Origin of the sequence: Coleofasciculus sp. G2-EDA-02 (genome assembly GCF_040226375.1) — a bacterium.
Taxonomy (GTDB): Bacteria; Cyanobacteriota; Cyanobacteriia; order Cyanobacteriales; family Coleofasciculaceae; genus Coleofasciculus.
Genome location: NZ_JAVKEW010000153.1, coordinates 77,335 through 94,253 on the forward strand (window position 1 = coordinate 77,335; position 16,919 = coordinate 94,253).

A 16,919-nucleotide genomic window follows, 5' to 3' on the forward strand; every position below is an offset into this window, starting at 1 on the left:
GAGGTTAAGGTGGAGCTGTTGAAACGATTAGGCTGTAGTGGTAATGAGTTCAGACCCAAATAACACATCACCGGAACAGGAAAAGGCTCAAGAGCAAACTCCAACCGTTGACCCAAAGGATTTAACCACGAAACCCGGTTATATTGCCGATCGCGACGCCCAGGAAACTGTAAACAATCCAGCCGTAGCACCGCAAATGCTCAATGATCCCAGTGATGATCGGGGAGATTTAAGACGGGATTGACCTTGGGGTATTTTTGTGCTGAGGCGATCGCAAAAGTTGGGCAAGGGGAATCCGCGATCGCATCTGTTTCTTCCTTGCCCAACCCCCTTAAATCGGGTTCGCCACCGATGGCTCTAAATCCACTTGAGAATCACCCATGGATTGATACCCATTCTCTGGGAGAGGGCGTCGTTCCTCAATCAAGCGAATCGTACCACTCACCTTTTCCGGGAAAATCACCACCAAACCACCGGACGCCACTCCGTCTAACGCCGTGTTAATCGCCTCGGTTTCATCAAGAATAATTTCATAATTGCTATCCTGATTTTGCGCCAAAATTCCCTTACAAATCAACTCCGCCGCGTCACCACTGGGACGTCCCCGTCGATCCGCATCTTCTTTAATAATGATCCGATCAAAAATTTGTGCTGAGAGTCGTCCTAAATTAATGAAATCCTCATCCCGGCGATCGCCAGGTCCACCGACAACGCCAACCCGTTCCCCAGACCAATTGCGGACAAAGCCGCCCACAGCTTCATAACTAGCGGCATTATGGGCATAATCCACCAAGGCATGATAATCACCCAGGTTAAATAAATTCATCCGTCCCGGTGTCTGAGCCACAGACGCCCGGAATGTGGTTAAAGCGTCACGAATTGCCTCAATAGGAACACCTTGAGCAAAGGCGGCGAGACTAGCGGCTAAAGCATTAGCAATTTGAAACGGTGCCATTCCTCTCATCGTTACAGGCATATTTTCCGCCTTCTCAATCCGCAGCGTCCATTCACCTCGGATTAATGACAGATAGCCATTTTCATACACAGCCGCCAAACCCCCCTGCCTGGTGTGAGCTTGCACCACCTCATTGTCGGGATTCATGGAGAAAAATGCCACATGCCCTTTGACGCGCTGTGCCATCGCTGTAACCAGGGGATCTTCGGCATTTAGAATGGCATAGCCAGATGGACTCACGGATTCAGCCACCACACTCTTGAGATTCCCCATCTGGTCGAGGGTATCGATATCGCCAATTCCCAGATGATCCGCCGAGACATTTAACACAACACCCACATCACAAGCATCAAAGGCTAAACCCGATCGCAGAATCCCGCCTCGTGCTGTTTCCAATACCGCCACCTCAACCGTCGGATCTTTGAGAATCACTTGAGCGCTTTGGGGTCCGGTGGTGTCTCCTTTTTCCACCAGATGATCGCCAATGTAGATCCCATCCGTGGTGGTATACCCCACAACATGACCTGTTTGCTTATAGATATGGGCAAGCAAGCGAGTGGTTGTGGTTTTACCATTCGTCCCTGTAACCGCCAGAATGGGAACGCGACTCTGTTGTCCCGGCGGAAACAGCATATCCATCACCGGGGCGGCGACATTGCGCGGTAAGCCTTGAGAGGGACAAACATGCATTCGGAATCCCGGTGCCGCATTCACTTCCACAACCACGCCGTCAATGTCCCGTAGGGGTTTGGCAATATCAGGCGTAACAATATCAATCCCGGCAATATCCAGACCAATAATTTTAGCCACACGCTCAGCTAACCAAACGTTTTCGGGGTGGATATCGTCGGTGCGGTCTATGGCAATACCCCCCGTACTCAGATTAGCCGTTGCCCGTAAGTAACAAACCTCATCTTCTTTGAGGACTGTATCTAAACTGTAACCCTGACGTTCTAGTACACTCAAACTCGTATGATCGACGACAATTTTCGTCAGGACGTTATCATGTCCATCTCCCCGATTGGGATCGCGGTTCGTCTGTTCAATCAGTTGTTCAACCGTAGACTTACCATCCCCAATTACCCGTGCTGGAATCCGCTGGGCGACGGCTTCAACTTTCCCGTTAATCACCAAGACGCGGTGGTCAAAGCCGGGATAATAGCGCTCGACAATCACCGCACGGGAGATATCCTTGGCGCGGTCATAGGCTTTTTCCGCTTCGTCCCAGGTGCGAATGTCAATCGTAATCCCACGCCCATGATTACCATCTAGGGGTTTAATCACAATCGGATAGCCCCCCAACTCTTCTATCGCGCCCTCTAATTCGTCTAAATAACACACCGTTGTGCCTCGGGGAACCGGAACACCCGCATCGAACAAAATCTTCTTCGTCCCTTCTTTATCACAGGCTAATTCCACCCCTAAAATTCCGGAGTAATTACTCAAGGTGGCTTGTATTCGCTTCTGATGCACCCCGTAGCCAAGCTGAATCATGGCTCTGGCACTTAAGGGAAGCCAGGGGATGCCTCTGGCGTCGGCTTCTTTGACCAGGGCTTCTGTACTCGGTCCTAATGCCGCATCGCGAGCGAGTTCGGTGAGGTCTTTTATGTCTTGCTCTAACTCACCTTGGGGATAGGTTCCGGTATCGATAATACTTTGACACAAGCGCACGGCTGCTCTGGCTGCATAGCGACCGGCCTGTTCATCAATGTACTCAAAGACGACTTGATAAATTCCGGCTGTCCCGGTTTCCCGCGTCCGACCAAACCCGACGCGCATTCCCGCTAATTCCTGAAGTTCGAGCGCCACATGTTCGATGATATGCCCCATCATCGTGCCTTCCCTGACCCGACTTAAGAACCCACCTCGAACACCTGGAGAACAGAAATGCCCTTCCAGGCTAGGTAGCACCTGCACCAGTCCCTTGTAGAATCCCGGAAGTACATTGGAGGGTTTATCAATGAGTTCCTCCAAATCAAGACGCATGACAATGAGTTTGTGGCGTCGAATGCTCCAGTAATTGGGACCGCGTAACGTCTGGATTTTTAGAATTCTCATAGTGATGAAATCGGGGATGGTTCACAACGTCGGCAAGGAAACACAAACTAGCAACTGTGCAAAATCTATTTTAGGAATTTCTTTAACATTACGTGACATTCTCCTACGCTGAATCTCGCCTATTACCGCGTAGGCGTCCAAGTATCGCTACTTAGATTTTCTCGTCAACATTTTTCGCGGTTCTCAGAAGTCCTCCACGTAGTAGGGGGGAATCGTTTACTCTTGCCTAGACGGGATTTACCCGCTTTGAGTGGATGGGAAATCTTATCTAGTTTCCGACTGTTCAAAGGGATCAAACTGTTCATTATGAACATTTTGCTGGGACGATTGGCGATTTCAGCCTGCTTGGAAGCCGTTGGTATTGAGTCTTAGGGATTGGCTGGCATTAATGCCCGTTTATAGACATGATAGCGATCGCCATGACAAAAAATATGCACCCGGAGGTTATGCAGACTAATGGGTTCGGTGCTGTCAATATCCACGTGATTGGTGTGAGCCAGTTCTGTGGGATCAATAATCGTCACCGTACCTTTGCCCATGACCTGTAACCAACCATCTCGCTCGAAGATAATACAAGTATCTTCATCGATCCCAATCCCTAAGCGATCCGGGTGCATGGCGATCGCACTCATCAAGCGGGCGATGCGATTTCGATTCAGAAAATGCTGATCGACGATCACTTCAGGAATAATCCCTAAACCCGTTGCCATATCGACTAAGGAGCGATTCGGGGACTCACCACTCCCACCGCCTGCGATCATGTGATGACCCATTACAGCCGCACCTGCACTGGTTCCCGCCAAGGTAATCTCCCCTAAATGTACCCGTTGACGGACTTTTTCCATTAAAGGGGTATCCGAGAGCAAACCGCACAAGCGCAGTTGATCCCCACCGGTCATGAATACACCAGTACAGGTTTCCACATACTCTTGTAGCTCAGCATCCGAACCTTGAGCGCGATCGCGCACATCAAGGACTTTAATTTCCTTTGCCCCCATATCCTCAAAGATCCGCTGATACCGTTCGCCAATCAGTGCTGGTTCTCGCGACGCGGATGGAATAATCGCAATTCTCGCCTCACCTGAACCCGATCGACGAAAAAAGGTTTGCAGGATCTCCCGTCCATGAACTTTGTCTTCCGCACCACCAATAACAATAATTGCGGTTTTTGTCGATTGAGGCATTTTCGTCACTTGGAATTGAGAGTCTAACTGCAGCATACTGTCGAGTTCGAGCATAAGGTGAGTTCAATATTTGAGTATCGCGCTAGGGCTAGGACTGTCTACTTTATTATGATTTTGACTCTAGCTCAACTACTGATTTAGGTTGTTTTTGGTAAGCTTCACCACAACTAAACACCATCGCGCTTGGCTTTCATCAGATGCACTCTACAGCCGCCTAAATGCGGTGACTCGATGGAAATCGTTAATTGTTTAGCCACGGAAGAACGCTTACTCACGGCACTCAGCCGTGGGGAGGAAATCTGGCGTTTCCCAGTCATCATGGCAAATTATACCAATAATTACTTATACTATGATATAAGATTGACCCTTTTTGTCTTGAGAGCAACCCAATCCTTGTGCGCTTTGATGTTGTAACACTGTTTCCGGATTTCTTTACCTCTCCCCTAGCGTCAGGACTGTTGGGTAAGGCATTGACCAAACAAATCGCCCAGGTACACCTGATCAATCCTCGTGATTTTGCCACGGATAAACACCGACGGGTTGACGATGAACCTTATGGGGGTGGCGTGGGGATGCTCATGAAACCCGAACCCATTTTTGCGGCTGTGGAGTCGTTGCCCATATTACCTCGGCGAGAGGTAATTCTGATGACGCCCCAGGGACAACCCCTGAATCAGCCACTGTTGGTGGAGTTGGCGACAGGTTATGACCAGATTGTGATCATCTGTGGGCATTATGAGGGTGTCGATGAGCGAGTTTTACATTTAGTAACCAAAGAGGTGTCCTTAGGGGATTTTGTCTTAACCTGCGGTGAAATTCCCGCACTCGCCCTGATTAATGGGGTGGTGAGATTACGCCCCGGAACCGTGGGGAAGGTGGAATCCCTCAAATCAGAAAGTTTTGAAGCCGGATTATTGGATTATCCTCAGTGGACACGCCCTGCTGAATTTCGCGGTTGGCAAGTCCCAGAGATTTTATTATCGGGCAATCATCAGGCAATTGACCAGTGGCGCAAAGACCAACAGATTCACAGAACCCGGGAACGTCGCCCTGATTTATACGATAAATGGGTTAAGCAGACTGAGAATCTAACGAGTTCTCATCCAACAAGCGATAGAGACGCAAGCATGTAGGGGCGGGTTTTACCAATAACCTTTTGTCGATATCAGATAACTTGACTAAACCCGCCCTTCTAAGGGAACAAGAGAAGATTAGGAAGGTGGTAAAAACAATTATTCTATGAATGACACTTAGGAAAAGGGCGGGTTTACTTACCTGGGAAGTTTCGCACTAGATAATAGTAAAACCCGCCCCTACAAACGCAATTATTGACAGACGAGTTTTTTTTGCCGCGTCTCTACTTTCGGATGTGTCACAATGAAACTCGATTGTAATTAAATCCTTGCTGCTTTTAACTGTGCTTTCTTTTATGAAATCGTCTGAGTTGCTGAAAAACTTATCAACTCCTGCACAGATAGTGTTGCGACCCATGTTGCTGATTTCCTTGGTGTTGCACGGTATTGTGCTAATGCTACCGATTTCCGATGATCTGAGAAAATCTGAGAACCCTGAAAAAGAGGAAACGGTTAAAATTACCAAATTACCTTCTCCTTCCATTCCTAAATCCTCTCCCTCCCCGAAATCGACTTCTACAGTCACTCCTCAAAGGAGTCCAGTCACTCTTGCCCAAACTCCTCAGAGGCGTCAGACTAATTCTCAAATCATTATCAATCGTCCGGAGTCTCCGGCAAATCCGTCTTCTAATCAGCCAATTAACCAACCGTCTGTTAGTGCTAAAGTGTCTCAGACAAAAAAGCGGCAAACTTCTGAAACATCAAATGTTGTTCAGACTGATCAGAACAAAACTTCAGATACATTAGACGAGTCTGATCAAAACTCTACCCCACCCCAACCCGCCCAAAAAGAGGTTAATTTTTTCGCAATATTTCCTCGTTATCCAGGGGCAGAGAAAGGCTCTGGTGGTGTACTTAGACCAGAGTTTGATGAAGCTACTTATATATGGCATATAGAAGAGGACTTGGAAACAGTGGCGTCTAAGTTTGAGAAGGAACTATTGCCTAATCAAAACTTTCAGCAACCCAAACCTCTAAAAAATGAGGGTAATTTTAGAGTTTATGAAGTGTCAAATACGAAAGGCAATGAAACTAAGTATTTGCATTTAATTCACAAAGACAGTCAGACTTCTATTTATCTAGAATCCGAAAGTTATGATCTAAAAGAATTAGTCAAAAATAAAACAGAGGATAGAGCTGAATTTTTAGTTATGGCATCTTTAAGCGCTGCCATTGAAACTCTAAAACTACCATATAAATTAAAAGATTTTAACGTAGAAGATGACTTGGATACTCTTGTTGAAGCCGATAAGTTTAAAAGGGCAATTTTTGATTTCACAATAGCACGAAAAACAACAGCAGATCATCCGATATCCCCCCAAGAACTTGCTAAGAGCTTGAATGAACAACTGCAAAGTTTAGAGTTTGAGCCGTTATCGCCAACGGGAGATGGCGAGTATGGCGGAGGAACTCTTTACAAAATAAAGAAGGATAGATTTGAACGTTATCTGATTTTGACACCTGCCAAAGATGACAAAGAAAATTTGATCACAGTGATTATTTTAGCTGAAGATGATCCTCGGCAGTAGAAAACAAGATACTCAATTACTCTCAATAGCCAAGGAAACGCGATCGCCTCCCACATTCCGCATTTGAGCTAATAGCTGAATCACTTGCTCGTAGGGCAATTGACTATCGGCTTGCAAGAAGACAGCCCCTTGAGGATTTTGGGATAAATAGGTTTGCATTTGCTCAAACAATTGCTTTTGGCTGACCGATTGATTACTGATGACCAGTTGTCCTGGGGACTTCAATTGTACAATTAAAGGAGCGGGATTTTCTTGCGGCTGAGTTTTAGTATTTTCATTATTAGGGAGTTGAACATTGACGCCTTCTTGAGTTGTCAACATCATGGAAGTCATCACGAAAAAAGCTAGAACTCCCATGATCACATTGAGCATAGGGATTAACTGAATGGATGGTATAGATGATTGAGTTCGCTGGGTTCTAAAACGCATGGTTTAATATTTATACAGGTTATTAATTTTAACGACGCTCAATTGCTAGGGAAACGCGATCGCCACCAATTATTGTCATTTCTTTTAACAGCTTTTGGACATCTTCATAGGGTAAATCTCGGTCTGCTTTTAAAACGACTGTAGCATTTTGATTTTGTTCTAGGTATGACTGAATTCTTTCAGACACCTGATTAATAGTAATAACTTTATTATCCAGTAAAATCTCACCTTGGCGATTCAAGCCAATGACTAGAGTGTTGCGAGTATTTGACTCGCCACTAGCAGTTCCAGCACCAGGTAAACCTGGTAAATTAATGTCCCCTAAGCGTTGACCTGTATAGCTCATTGATGTGATAATAAAAAATGTTAGCACTGACATCATCACATCCATTAAAGGAATCAAATTAACTTCGGGGATTGGTGAGTTTTTTGACTTGTTTCTAAAGTGCATGAATCCTATATTTTTTGAAATCTATCATTCAAAAATTACTTCAAAGCTTCTCCAAAGCTGGGGAAAGGCTTACACCCAAAGCAATGTAAAATCTATTTGATCATTTCAGTCACCTTTGTAGTAGCGTGGCACAGCTAAAATTGTGGAATAGGTTGTAGGTTGGGTTGACGCAAGGAAACCCAACGGAATCTAGGGCTCGCATCCCTTACTACAAGCGCAATTATGAACGGTTGGCGAGGGTTGGTTCGTACCAAACCTGGCGATAAATAAGTTCTAACTCACTCCCAACCTCCGCAAAGTAATCCATTTGCTGAGAGTGTAAAGTGACGATAGTTCGGAGAACTAAAAGCGCAATAATTGCGACAATCATACCCGCTGCTGTGGTAATTAGTGCTTCACCGATACCTCCAGCTACTTTTGTCGCCTCGACTGTTGTTCCACCCCCACCAATTCTCAGGTTATTGAATGTACTAATTAAACCCGTAACTGTTCCTAATAGACCAAGTAAAGGGGCAACAGCTACAATAGTTTCCAGGAGTTTTTCACCTTTTCGCATTTTGATGAGTTCTTTATCACCAGCGGCTTCCATTGCTAAACGAAAGGTTTCTGGTGTTGGCTGTTTCAGCTTGAGAGGTGCATAGAGAAAGCGACCAATGGGCAAGTTTTGAGCCGATTCAGCTATGTCTCTAGCCTGTTCTAAATTAGACTGTGCCGCCGCTAGCACATCGTTAACCAGGGTAGCTTCTTGGCTTAATAATCGAAACCAAAACCAAGCACGATCTAGCCCACAGGATATCGTTAATATAGATAATCCCAGAATGGGCAGCATTACTAAACCGCCTTGGATTAATAAATCATAGACTCTTGTCATTGGAAATCTCAGACTAATTTCGCAAAATTAACCCTGGTAACTTTTATACTATAACGCTACAGACCTATTGTCCAACAGGTAAGGAACTAGATCTCCGACTTCTTGAAGACATTGGAGATGGGGTAGGAAAATGGGATTTATCTTCAGTTTAACTCTTTTGCGATCGCGACTCGATAGTCCCGGTCAATCAAAGCCATATTAAACACAGTTTCGTGCTTGCGTAAGAATTTAATCAGACTCGACTTGGGTTCAAACTTTTTCACACAAGCATCGGCTGTCATTTGGTACTGATTCTGAAACTCTTTTTTTACGTCATTGACAGCTATATCTTTAGTTCCAGATACCTGAATCCTTGTCTCAATTATCTTTTTTATGACTTTCTCTAATTCTTTGAATGAAGTGATCGGCTCTGGAGTCGATTTAATCTTATTTTGTGTTTCTTTTTTTGTTGAATTACAAAGTTTAATTTTATACTCTTTTCCGGTTTTTTCTAGCTTAAATAAATTACACCCCTTTAAAAAAGTTATAAATTTAACGCTGAGATTTAAACCTTTAAGCACCTTAGTAATTCCTTGCTTATGCTGTTTAGAGAATTCACTACCCACATTAGAAATGGCAACAGAGGTTTGACCTGAATCCGCCATGAGTTTTTTCACAATTCTAACTAATTCTTGTTCTAACTCAACCTTGGATCGAATCTTTGTATTTAAAGAACTATTTAAATCCGGAGATTCGGTCGAGGCACTCGGATTAGGAGCGATAACTGAAGAATTCATTTCAAACAGGGTTACATACAACCCTGACTGTTCCGGTAAGTTGTGTAAGACAAACTCATTCGGGTAATCAAGAAAAAAATCTGGAACCGTTTTACCAGGACAGTGGAATGAAACCAAGTAACTCATGGTTGTCTGGTACTGGCGGCGAAATAAATTAGAAACATTAGACAGTTTAACCCACAGATTTCCGGTGCGAGTTTGTTCAAGTCTAATAATCCCTTTGATTTGATTAATAAATTCTTCCGGACCCGGAATTTCCGGTGGCGGACTCAGGCAATGTCTTTGAGTCTGGTTCGTCTCACTATTTAAAACGGTGATCGTATCCCCTTGTTTGCGAACTAAATAAACAGTAAAGCCATGAGTCCGAAGTGTATTATAAAGATGAGTCATCACTCCATCCGAGGAGCAAACTAATATTTCCCTAGCATTGGGATAATGGATAAAGATTGACGAGCCCACCGTTGCCATTTTCACATCGGCACTATCTTTACCGGGTGGAACGTGAATCAGTTCATACCCACGACTGTGGAATTCTGCGTCTTTTTTGCCGAGGCTGCGCCAATTGGCAAAGGCGACTTTAATTTGAATCGGATAGGTACAGAGTTTGGCTAGGAATTTTTCAGTTTCGATATCCAGTTGTAGGTTCTCGGCGTCTAGTAAAAGAATGGCAATACCTGGGGAATTATTGGTCACTGAAGCCGGAGAAGGTACAGCTTCCGAACTATCTGAACTGACCAATTCCGGCGACGGCGATGGGGAATTTGGGGGAATTGAGGACTGTAGAGTTTGAGTCAATTCACCAAAACTGGGTTGTGTAAAATAGCTGGGAAGGAGTAAAATTTCCAGGAAACGCCGTATGTTTATCCCTTTGGCTTCCTCGTCCTCAGCTTGAGTCAGTCTAGCTTTTAATTTCTTGATAAAGACAGATTGATTGTGCGGGGTATGCCAAGGAGTAGTCCTGTACTTTTCTTTGAGGAGTTCCGGATGCTGCTGTTGGATATCCAGGACGATTTGGTAAACGCGATCGCAAATTTGATCAATAGTCACTGTATCAGTTCCCAATGGCACGCTGGACGGATCAGACATATCACGAAATCGCACAGAGGATAGCGTATGCGTCCATAATAAAAGAAAGAAAAAGCTTTACACATCTTAACTATGGCGAGAGATCTGCGGACATTCATTCAGCTTTTAGAGGAACGGGGACAGCTGCGCCGGATTAAGGCGTTGGTTGACCCGGATTTAGAAATTGCCGAGATATCCAATCGGATGCTACAGGCAGGCGGACCTGGCTTGCTGTTTGAGAATGTCAAAGGTTCATCATTTCCCGTCGCCATCAACCTGATGGGAACAGAGGAACGGGTGTGTTGGGCGATGAAAATGGAACATCCCCAGGAGTTGGAAACACTGGGGAAAAAGCTGGGAATGCTACAACAGCCAAAACCGCCGAAGAAAATTTCTCAGGCGGTGGAGTTTGGCAAGATTTTATTTGATGTCGTCAAAGCCAAACCGGGACGAGATTTTTTCCCCGCCTGTCAGCAAGTGGTGGTGGAAGGAGACGCCCTAGATTTAAATAAACTGCCCCTAATTCGTCCCTATCCAGGGGATGCGGGAAAAATTATTACCTTGGGGTTGGTGATTACTAAAGATTGTGAAACGGGTATCCCAAATGTGGGTGTATACCGTCTACAACTGCAATCAAGTAATACCATGAGTGTCCATTGGTTATCGGTACGCGGTGGGGCGAGACACCTACGCAAAGCGGCGCAGAATGGCAAGAAACTAGAAATTGCGATCGCGCTAGGGGTTGACCCCTTAATCATTATGGCAGCCGCCACCCCGATTCCTGTAGACCTTTCTGAATGGTTGTTTGCGGGACTCTACGGCGGTTCTGGGGTGCCACTGGCAAAGTGCAAGACGCTAGATTTACAAGTCCCCGCCGACTCAGAGTTTGTCCTTGAAGGGACAATCACACCGGGGGAAGTATTACCCGATGGACCCTTTGGTGATCACATGGGATATTACGGCGGCGTCGAAGATTCCCCCGTGATTCACTTCCACTGCATGACTCATCGCAAGAATCCTATCTATCTCACCACCTTCAGCGGGCGTCCCCCCAAGGAAGAAGCGATGATGGCGATCGCACTCAATCGGATTTATACACCAATTTTACGCCAACAGGTATCCGAGATTGTGGACTTCTTCCTCCCCATGGAAGCCCTAAGTTACAAAGCCGCGATTATTTCCATTGATAAAGCCTATCCTGGACAAGCTAGACGAGCAGCTTTAGCGTTTTGGAGTGCTTTACCCCAATTTACCTACACCAAATTTGTGATTGTTGTGGATAAAGATATTAATATCCGTGATCCGCGTCAAGTGGTGTGGGCAATTAGTTCCAAAGTAGACCCCTCGCGAGATGTATTTATTCTGCCCAATACGCCCTTTGATAGCTTAGATTTTGCCAGTGAAAAGATTGGTTTAGGCGGACGCATGGGGATTGATGCAACGACTAAAATTCCTCCCGAAACTGAACATGAATGGGGGGCAACCTTGGAATCCGATGCAGATGTCGCCGCTATGGTTGATCGGCGCTGGATCGAGTATGGCTTAGATGATTTGGAATTGGGAGACGTTAATCCGAATCTGTTTGGCTATGATATGCGGTGAACAAATTTATAAGTGATTAGGAGATAACCCTTGACCGAATCCAAAAAAACAATCAAACCTTCTGCCCAAGACGTTGAGAACGAAGTCAAAGGAATGCAGGAACGCGGCGTTACGAATGCAGAGGTTCTCCAAGCCATGGCAGTTATTGCTGATAAACAAGGTGATTCTACTTTAGCTAGAAAACTCGCCAATACAGCCGAGGAGTTAGTAAAAGAAAGCCAAGTCTAAGTCAAAACCATGTTCTAGTGGCGTGGCACACCTGATTTGATGAATTAGAATGGGATACCGGAAACCGTAGGGGCGCATGGCGTGCGCCCGATTTAATGGTCGAATCTATTCTAAAATTTTAGCTGGGTCACGCCACTAGAGCGAAGCGAAGGATTAATCGGGGCGGGTTTAGTTGCATCTGGGTCAAAAAGAGACGATAGTAGTAAAACCCGCCCCTACGCCCCTCAAAATTATAATAAATCCGGGTTAGCTATCCTCGTTATAACCCAGTCCGCGCAGGCGGACTTTGTTTGTGTAGCAGCGATTTCAATCGCCGTGGCAAAAGGGGGTAATAAAGAGGGAACAGGAAACGTAAAATAGTCAAAATTTGACATTTTTTAATATTTCTTAGTACAACGAACATCATTGTTCCCCACTTCAATCCCAGAAATAGTAGAGCGAGTCAATTCAGTGCCGAGGCAATCCGCCTTGGCATTTTTCTGCAACATTATATGACATAAAACACCTATTTATTGGAGTTGTATCCTTCATCTTTGGTTCATCAGATTTTGGAACTAAAGATGAGCTACAAAAACGATAATTATATTGCCCGTCTGGAACAAATCCGGTGGGGTAAATATCCCCAATGCCCCTATTGCCAATCAACTCATTCTCGACGCTTAAAAAAGGAACGCCGATATCAATGTAACGAATGCTTTACTTCATATAGCGTTACAGTTGGGACTATGTTTCACAAAACTCATGTTGACTTAGAAAAATGGGTTCTGGCAATTTATCTGGTTCTCAATCCTCTGGAACGGATCAGTGTGCGTCAGTTAGCGAAGAAAATTGGAGTCAATAAGAATACTGCCTCGTATATGATTGCCCGGATTCGTCAGGCAATGACTCAAGAGGCGGACTTGCTACAGCGACTTGTTGAAATTGATTTTGAGTGAATAACAAGTCCAGTGAGTTTTTTCTCCTATCTGTTGTGACATTAACCCCCTAAACCGAAGCCGTTTGAGTTCCCTGATTCCTCCCCTTTATAAGGGGAGGGTTAGGGTGGGGTCTGTCTAAAGGTATTGGAGATTTGTCAACTTAATCGGTTAACTCTTTTTAGGAATGTCCAAGGAAGAAAGGTATTTAGACAATGATTCTCCCAACTGTTCTTCGGGTGTCTTTTTTTTATCTGGTTTTTTGGCAGTAAATCCACCAAAAAACCAAACCCAAAGCGAAGTATAGAGGAATAGTATGAAAAATGGTGACAGCATAATCGTTAACGGTAGATAACCCTAATGAAACTAATCCCAGAGATAAGCAAGACTGAGGATACAGTCTTTCACTGCCTCTGCGACTACTGACGGTTAGGAAACTTTCCTTACATCCAAGTGTAAGACTCTGTTCTGAAAAAGTCTCGACCGCTAACTGGGACACTCTGAGGAAGATTGTAGAGACGTAGCAGGCTACGTCTCTACAGGGTTTTTGGCAGACTTTCTGTGGTAAAAAGATTGTAAATATAGCATCCAGCTAGGAGAGGGTGGGTTTTGGACAATCGTTATCGGTTATGTGCCGATAGGTTATTTCCTAAACCCGCCCCTACAGATTGTCTTATCGCATCGCATCCCCTACTTATTCTCAGCCAGCGCCTTGGTGCGAGCTTGAAATCCCGCCGACTTCAGCCTGTCAACCATACCTTCATAATCTTGTACCCAGTATTTAGGATCAAAGCGCACAAATTGACTCTGATTTAACGCCCCAACCCTAGCGATAACTGGCACTTTTTGCGGTTTCCTCTCCCCTGATTGTTCTTGCAAAATCGCTTTCAGATATTCCATGGTCTTTTTATTTACGTGCTGGGGGGTCAGTTCCACGATAATCATTTGTGCCTTTTCAATGGGTTCGACATCTTCGATGATCATCTGGATTTTCTCATCTCGTTCATCTGCTTTGCCCCAAACAATTAAACGGGCATCTTTTTCAATTAAGGAACTAATCCGCTCAAAAGTTTTAGGAAAAATCACGCCATCGGCTTGACCTGTAAAGTCTTCCATTTGCACAAATGCCATGCGCTCGCCGCTTGTTTTGGTATTGTGAAATTTTACCTCAGTCAACATGACAATAGCACTAAGCATTGTGCGTTTACTTTGCTCGCCTAACTCGTTGAGGTTAATCGGAATCAGTACCTGATTGGCGACTTGACGCACGGATTTTAGTGGGTGTTCTGAGACGTAGAAGCCGAGCAATTCTTTTTCTTGCTGTAGCTTTTCTTGAGCCGAGAAATCATCAACCATCGGTTTTTTTGGGGCGGCTTTCCATGCCTCATTCCCATCACTGTCGTTATTATCAGTGCTTCCTAACATATCAAAAATATTGATTTGACCACTCTCTCGATCCTTCGCTCGATCTTGCGCCCAACTAATCAGCACATCTAAATCTTGAATCAGTTGTTTGCGATTCGGTTCTAGGCTATCAAACGCCCCGGAGTAAATCAGGGATTCCAAGGTGCGACGATTCACCACCCGCAAATCCACGCGATCGCAAAAATCGGCTAATGACTGAAAATCCCCTCTTTTTTCCCGTTTCTGGAGGATATTGTCAATCGCCCCCTCGCCCAAATTCCGAATCGCCGAGAGTCCGAATAAGATTTTGCCAGAGACTGGGGTAAAATCGACCTGCGATCGGTTAATATCCGGTTGCAAGACATCGATGTTCATCGTCGCACAGGTGGCGATGTACTTCTGTACCTTATCCTGATTCCCACTACTAGCCGTCAGCAGCGCCGTCATGTACTCCACCGGATGATTGGCTTTCAGATAAGCCGTTTGATAGGTAACATATCCATAAGCCGTGGAGTGGGACTTGTTAAAGCAATTTGACGCCACCGAGCCATTGAAAAGCATAAAATTATGGTCGCGCTCGACGCCAATGTCATAGACTGGTTGAGTACCCAAGGGTTTGCGACCGATAATTTTAACCACGTTTAGAACTCCTTAATCGTTTCCAAATTGTCCTGACATGTTAAGAGCCGGAATTGTGGGATTGCCCAACGTAGGCAAATCTACCTTATTTAATGCCCTCGTCGCCAATGCTAAAGCAGAGGCGGCGAATTTTCCCTTCTGTACGATTGAGCCGAATGTCGGGGTTGTTGCTGTACCAGATGAACGGTTGTCCGTGCTGGCAAAGATTTCCACCTCTGTCGCAATTGTGCCAACTCGGATTGAGTTTGTCGATATTGCTGGATTGGTGAAGGGGGCGAGTAAAGGTGAGGGACTCGGTAACCAATTTTTAGCCAATATCCGGGAAGTAGATGCCATTGTCCATGTTGTGCGCTGCTTTGATGATGAGAATATTATCCATGTTTCCGGTTCCGTTGATCCAGTACGCGACATTGACGTGATTAATCTGGAACTGGCGTTAGCAGATTTAGCCCAAGTGGAACGCCGCATGGAACGCACCCGCAAGCAGGCGCGGACGAGTAAAGAGGCGCAGTTGGAACTGGAAGCCTTGGAAAAGTTGAATGCGGGATTGAATGAAGGCAAATCGGCGCGGAATATCAGTTTAACTGAAGACGAAGCCGAGGCGGTTAAGCCTTTTGGATTACTCAGTGCTAAACCGATTATATACGCGGCGAATGTGTCAGAAGATGATTTAGCGACTGGGAATGAATGGGTGGAACAAGTCCGACAAGTAGCCACGGCTGAGACAGCGGAAGTCGTGGTAGTTTCGGCGCAAGTGGAGTCAGAATTAGTTGAGTTACCGGAAGATGAACGGGGAGATTTCTTGGAGTCATTAGGCGTGGAAGAAGGGGGATTAAAATCCTTAATTCGCGCTACATACAATTTATTAGGATTACGCACATTTTTAACCACCGGACCGAAAGAAACCCGTGCTTGGACGATTACAGCAGGAATGAAAGCACCCCAAGCCGCCGGCGCGATTCACACTGATTTTGAGCGGGGTTTTATTCGGGCGGAAACGGTTGCTTATGATGATTTAGTGGCGTCTGGTTCAATGAATGCGGCGAAGGACAAAGGATTAGTGCGGGCGGAAGGGAAAGAGTATGTGGTACAAGAAGGCGATGTGATGCTATTTCGGTTTAATGTTTAAACCGGGTGCGGAACCCGTAGGGGCGCACGGCGTGCGCCCATTACCAGGTGGTGTGCGCCCATTATCCGGTGGTGTGCGCCTATTACCAGGTGGCGTGCGCCCATTACCAGGTGGCGTGCGCCCATTAAACCGTGGTCAATCCCGATCATCGGGGTACATTTAAAATAACCCAGGCGCGATCGCATCGACGATCATACACAAAGGAAACGGTACGGCGACAACCCCTGAGATTATGGATGGGCGCACGCCGTGGGATGGGCGCACGCCGTGGGATGGGCGCACGCCGTGGGATGGGCGCACGCCGTGCGCCCCTACAGACGGATGAACCGATGGATCGATGGATGGACGGATGGGCAGACAGACAGGTAAAATAATCTTGCGATCGCCAATTGGTTATGAATTTTCACCCAGATTACCGGAAAAGCGATGGGTGAAGGCTCCCACGCTCTTTAGCTGGGAGATGAAACCGAGCGAACCGTCTAGGTAGCGAATAAATTCGCCAGTCAAATAATTCGGATAACGTTCTACTATTGTGGTAATGTAAATACAAGT

The 16,919-nt window shown here is 45.6% G+C and carries 17 protein-coding genes; 8 read left to right on the top strand and 9 right to left on the bottom strand.

Going from position 1 to position 16,919, the window contains the following annotated elements; genetic code table 11:
* Positions 1-43: 43 nt before the first annotated feature.
* Positions 44-244: a hypothetical protein gene (locus RLO19_RS18715; protein ID WP_446358831.1), complete on the top strand. Its 201-nt coding sequence runs from the start codon at positions 44-46 to the stop codon at positions 242-244.
* Between the two features lie 87 nt (positions 245-331).
* On the opposite strand, the gene cphA is transcribed toward RLO19_RS18715, so the two are convergent.
* The 3 genes from cphA to RLO19_RS18730 all read right to left on the bottom strand — a co-directional run bounded on the left by cphA (position 332) and on the right by RLO19_RS18730 (position 4,517).
* Complete coding sequence (gene cphA, locus RLO19_RS18720) at positions 332-3,013, bottom strand: cyanophycin synthetase (RefSeq protein ID WP_446358832.1); 2,682 nt, start codon at positions 3,011-3,013, stop codon at positions 332-334.
* Positions 3,014-3,381: 368 nt separating this feature from the next.
* Positions 3,382-4,233, bottom strand: coding sequence for a cyanophycinase (locus RLO19_RS18725; protein ID WP_446358861.1), 852 nt, complete (start codon positions 4,231-4,233; stop codon positions 3,382-3,384).
* Between the two features lie 131 nt (positions 4,234-4,364).
* Entirely contained in the window at positions 4,365-4,517 is a 153-nt protein-coding gene (locus RLO19_RS18730; protein WP_446358833.1) for a hypothetical protein, read from the bottom strand.
* Positions 4,518-4,592: 75 nt separating this feature from the next.
* Between RLO19_RS18730 and trmD the strand changes: the two genes are divergently transcribed.
* Positions 4,593-5,330: a tRNA (guanosine(37)-N1)-methyltransferase TrmD gene (gene trmD / locus RLO19_RS18735; RefSeq protein ID WP_446358835.1), complete on the top strand. Its 738-nt coding sequence runs from the start codon at positions 4,593-4,595 to the stop codon at positions 5,328-5,330.
* A 157-nt stretch (positions 5,331-5,487) separates the two neighbouring features.
* Here the strand turns inward: trmD and RLO19_RS18740 are convergent, their stop codons facing one another.
* A complete protein-coding gene (locus RLO19_RS18740; protein ID WP_446358837.1) occupies positions 5,488-5,856 on the bottom strand; it encodes a hypothetical protein in 369 nt (122 codons plus the stop codon).
* Between the two features lie 139 nt (positions 5,857-5,995).
* Here RLO19_RS18740 and RLO19_RS18745 point away from each other — a divergent pair, with 139 nt between their 5' ends.
* Positions 5,996-6,859, top strand: coding sequence for a hypothetical protein (locus tag RLO19_RS18745; RefSeq protein WP_446358839.1), 864 nt, complete (start codon positions 5,996-5,998; stop codon positions 6,857-6,859).
* A gap of 12 nt (positions 6,860-6,871) precedes the next feature.
* On the opposite strand, the gene RLO19_RS18750 is transcribed toward RLO19_RS18745, so the two are convergent.
* The 4 genes from RLO19_RS18750 to RLO19_RS18765 all read right to left on the bottom strand — a co-directional run bounded on the left by RLO19_RS18750 (position 6,872) and on the right by RLO19_RS18765 (position 10,472).
* The gene (locus RLO19_RS18750; RefSeq protein WP_446358840.1) at positions 6,872-7,288 is read right to left on the bottom strand and encodes an ExbD/TolR family protein; all 417 of its coding nucleotides are present in this window, start codon (positions 7,286-7,288) and stop codon (positions 6,872-6,874) included.
* A 28-nt stretch (positions 7,289-7,316) separates the two neighbouring features.
* Positions 7,317-7,739, bottom strand: coding sequence for an ExbD/TolR family protein (locus RLO19_RS18755; protein ID WP_446358842.1), 423 nt, complete (start codon positions 7,737-7,739; stop codon positions 7,317-7,319).
* A gap of 220 nt (positions 7,740-7,959) precedes the next feature.
* The gene (locus tag RLO19_RS18760) at positions 7,960-8,610 is read right to left on the bottom strand and encodes a MotA/TolQ/ExbB proton channel family protein (RefSeq protein WP_446358844.1); all 651 of its coding nucleotides are present in this window, start codon (positions 8,608-8,610) and stop codon (positions 7,960-7,962) included.
* A gap of 143 nt (positions 8,611-8,753) precedes the next feature.
* Positions 8,754-10,472: an NYN domain-containing protein gene (locus tag RLO19_RS18765; RefSeq protein WP_446358845.1), complete on the bottom strand. Its 1,719-nt coding sequence runs from the start codon at positions 10,470-10,472 to the stop codon at positions 8,754-8,756.
* 72 nt (positions 10,473-10,544) lie between these two features.
* Between RLO19_RS18765 and RLO19_RS18770 the strand changes: the two genes are divergently transcribed.
* From RLO19_RS18770 to RLO19_RS18780, 3 genes are all read left to right on the top strand, one after another.
* Positions 10,545-12,053 carry a UbiD family decarboxylase gene (locus RLO19_RS18770; RefSeq protein WP_446358846.1) on the top strand — a complete coding sequence of 503 codons (1,509 nt, stop codon included), beginning with the start codon at positions 10,545-10,547 and terminating at the stop codon, positions 12,051-12,053.
* Positions 12,054-12,083: 30 nt separating this feature from the next.
* Positions 12,084-12,281 carry a hypothetical protein gene (locus tag RLO19_RS18775; protein WP_446358847.1) on the top strand — a complete coding sequence of 66 codons (198 nt, stop codon included), beginning with the start codon at positions 12,084-12,086 and terminating at the stop codon, positions 12,279-12,281.
* Positions 12,282-12,841: 560 nt separating this feature from the next.
* Positions 12,842-13,216, top strand: a complete 375-nt coding sequence (locus RLO19_RS18780; RefSeq protein ID WP_446358849.1) for a transposase — start codon at positions 12,842-12,844, stop codon at positions 13,214-13,216.
* Between the two features lie 669 nt (positions 13,217-13,885).
* Here RLO19_RS18780 and RLO19_RS18785 read toward each other — a convergent pair.
* On the bottom strand, positions 13,886-15,238 hold the full coding sequence (locus tag RLO19_RS18785; RefSeq protein ID WP_446358851.1) for a helix-hairpin-helix domain-containing protein: 1,353 nt from the start codon (positions 15,236-15,238) through the stop codon (positions 13,886-13,888).
* A gap of 37 nt (positions 15,239-15,275) precedes the next feature.
* Between RLO19_RS18785 and ychF the strand changes: the two genes are divergently transcribed.
* Together ychF and RLO19_RS18795 are read left to right on the top strand one after the other, a co-directional pair.
* Positions 15,276-16,367: a redox-regulated ATPase YchF gene (gene ychF / locus RLO19_RS18790; RefSeq protein ID WP_446358853.1), complete on the top strand. Its 1,092-nt coding sequence runs from the start codon at positions 15,276-15,278 to the stop codon at positions 16,365-16,367.
* Positions 16,368-16,498: 131 nt separating this feature from the next.
* Positions 16,499-16,741, top strand: coding sequence for a hypothetical protein (locus RLO19_RS18795; protein WP_446358855.1), 243 nt, complete (start codon positions 16,499-16,501; stop codon positions 16,739-16,741).
* The last annotated feature ends 178 nt before the right edge of the window (positions 16,742-16,919 follow it).

Excerpts from the sequence above, each read along its gene's own strand:
- RLO19_RS18715 (WP_446358831.1), top strand. The coding sequence starts at position 44 with ATGAGTTCAGACCCAAATAACACATCACCGGAACAGGAAAAGGCTCAA.
- cphA (WP_446358832.1), bottom strand. The coding sequence starts at position 3,013 with ATGAGAATTCTAAAAATCCAGACGTTACGCGGTCCCAATTACTGGAGC.
- RLO19_RS18725 (WP_446358861.1), bottom strand. The coding sequence starts at position 4,233 with ATGCTGCAGTTAGACTCTCAATTCCAAGTGACGAAAATGCCTCAATCG.
- RLO19_RS18730 (WP_446358833.1), bottom strand. The coding sequence starts at position 4,517 with ATGATGACTGGGAAACGCCAGATTTCCTCCCCACGGCTGAGTGCCGTG.
- RLO19_RS18750 (WP_446358840.1), bottom strand. The coding sequence starts at position 7,288 with ATGCGTTTTAGAACCCAGCGAACTCAATCATCTATACCATCCATTCAG.
- RLO19_RS18755 (WP_446358842.1), bottom strand. The coding sequence starts at position 7,739 with ATGCACTTTAGAAACAAGTCAAAAAACTCACCAATCCCCGAAGTTAAT.
- RLO19_RS18760 (WP_446358844.1), bottom strand. The coding sequence starts at position 8,610 with ATGACAAGAGTCTATGATTTATTAATCCAAGGCGGTTTAGTAATGCTG.
- RLO19_RS18765 (WP_446358845.1), bottom strand. The coding sequence starts at position 10,472 with ATGTCTGATCCGTCCAGCGTGCCATTGGGAACTGATACAGTGACTATT.
- RLO19_RS18770 (WP_446358846.1), top strand. The coding sequence starts at position 10,545 with ATGGCGAGAGATCTGCGGACATTCATTCAGCTTTTAGAGGAACGGGGA.
- RLO19_RS18780 (WP_446358849.1), top strand. The coding sequence starts at position 12,842 with ATGAGCTACAAAAACGATAATTATATTGCCCGTCTGGAACAAATCCGG.
- ychF (WP_446358853.1), top strand. The coding sequence starts at position 15,276 with ATGTTAAGAGCCGGAATTGTGGGATTGCCCAACGTAGGCAAATCTACC.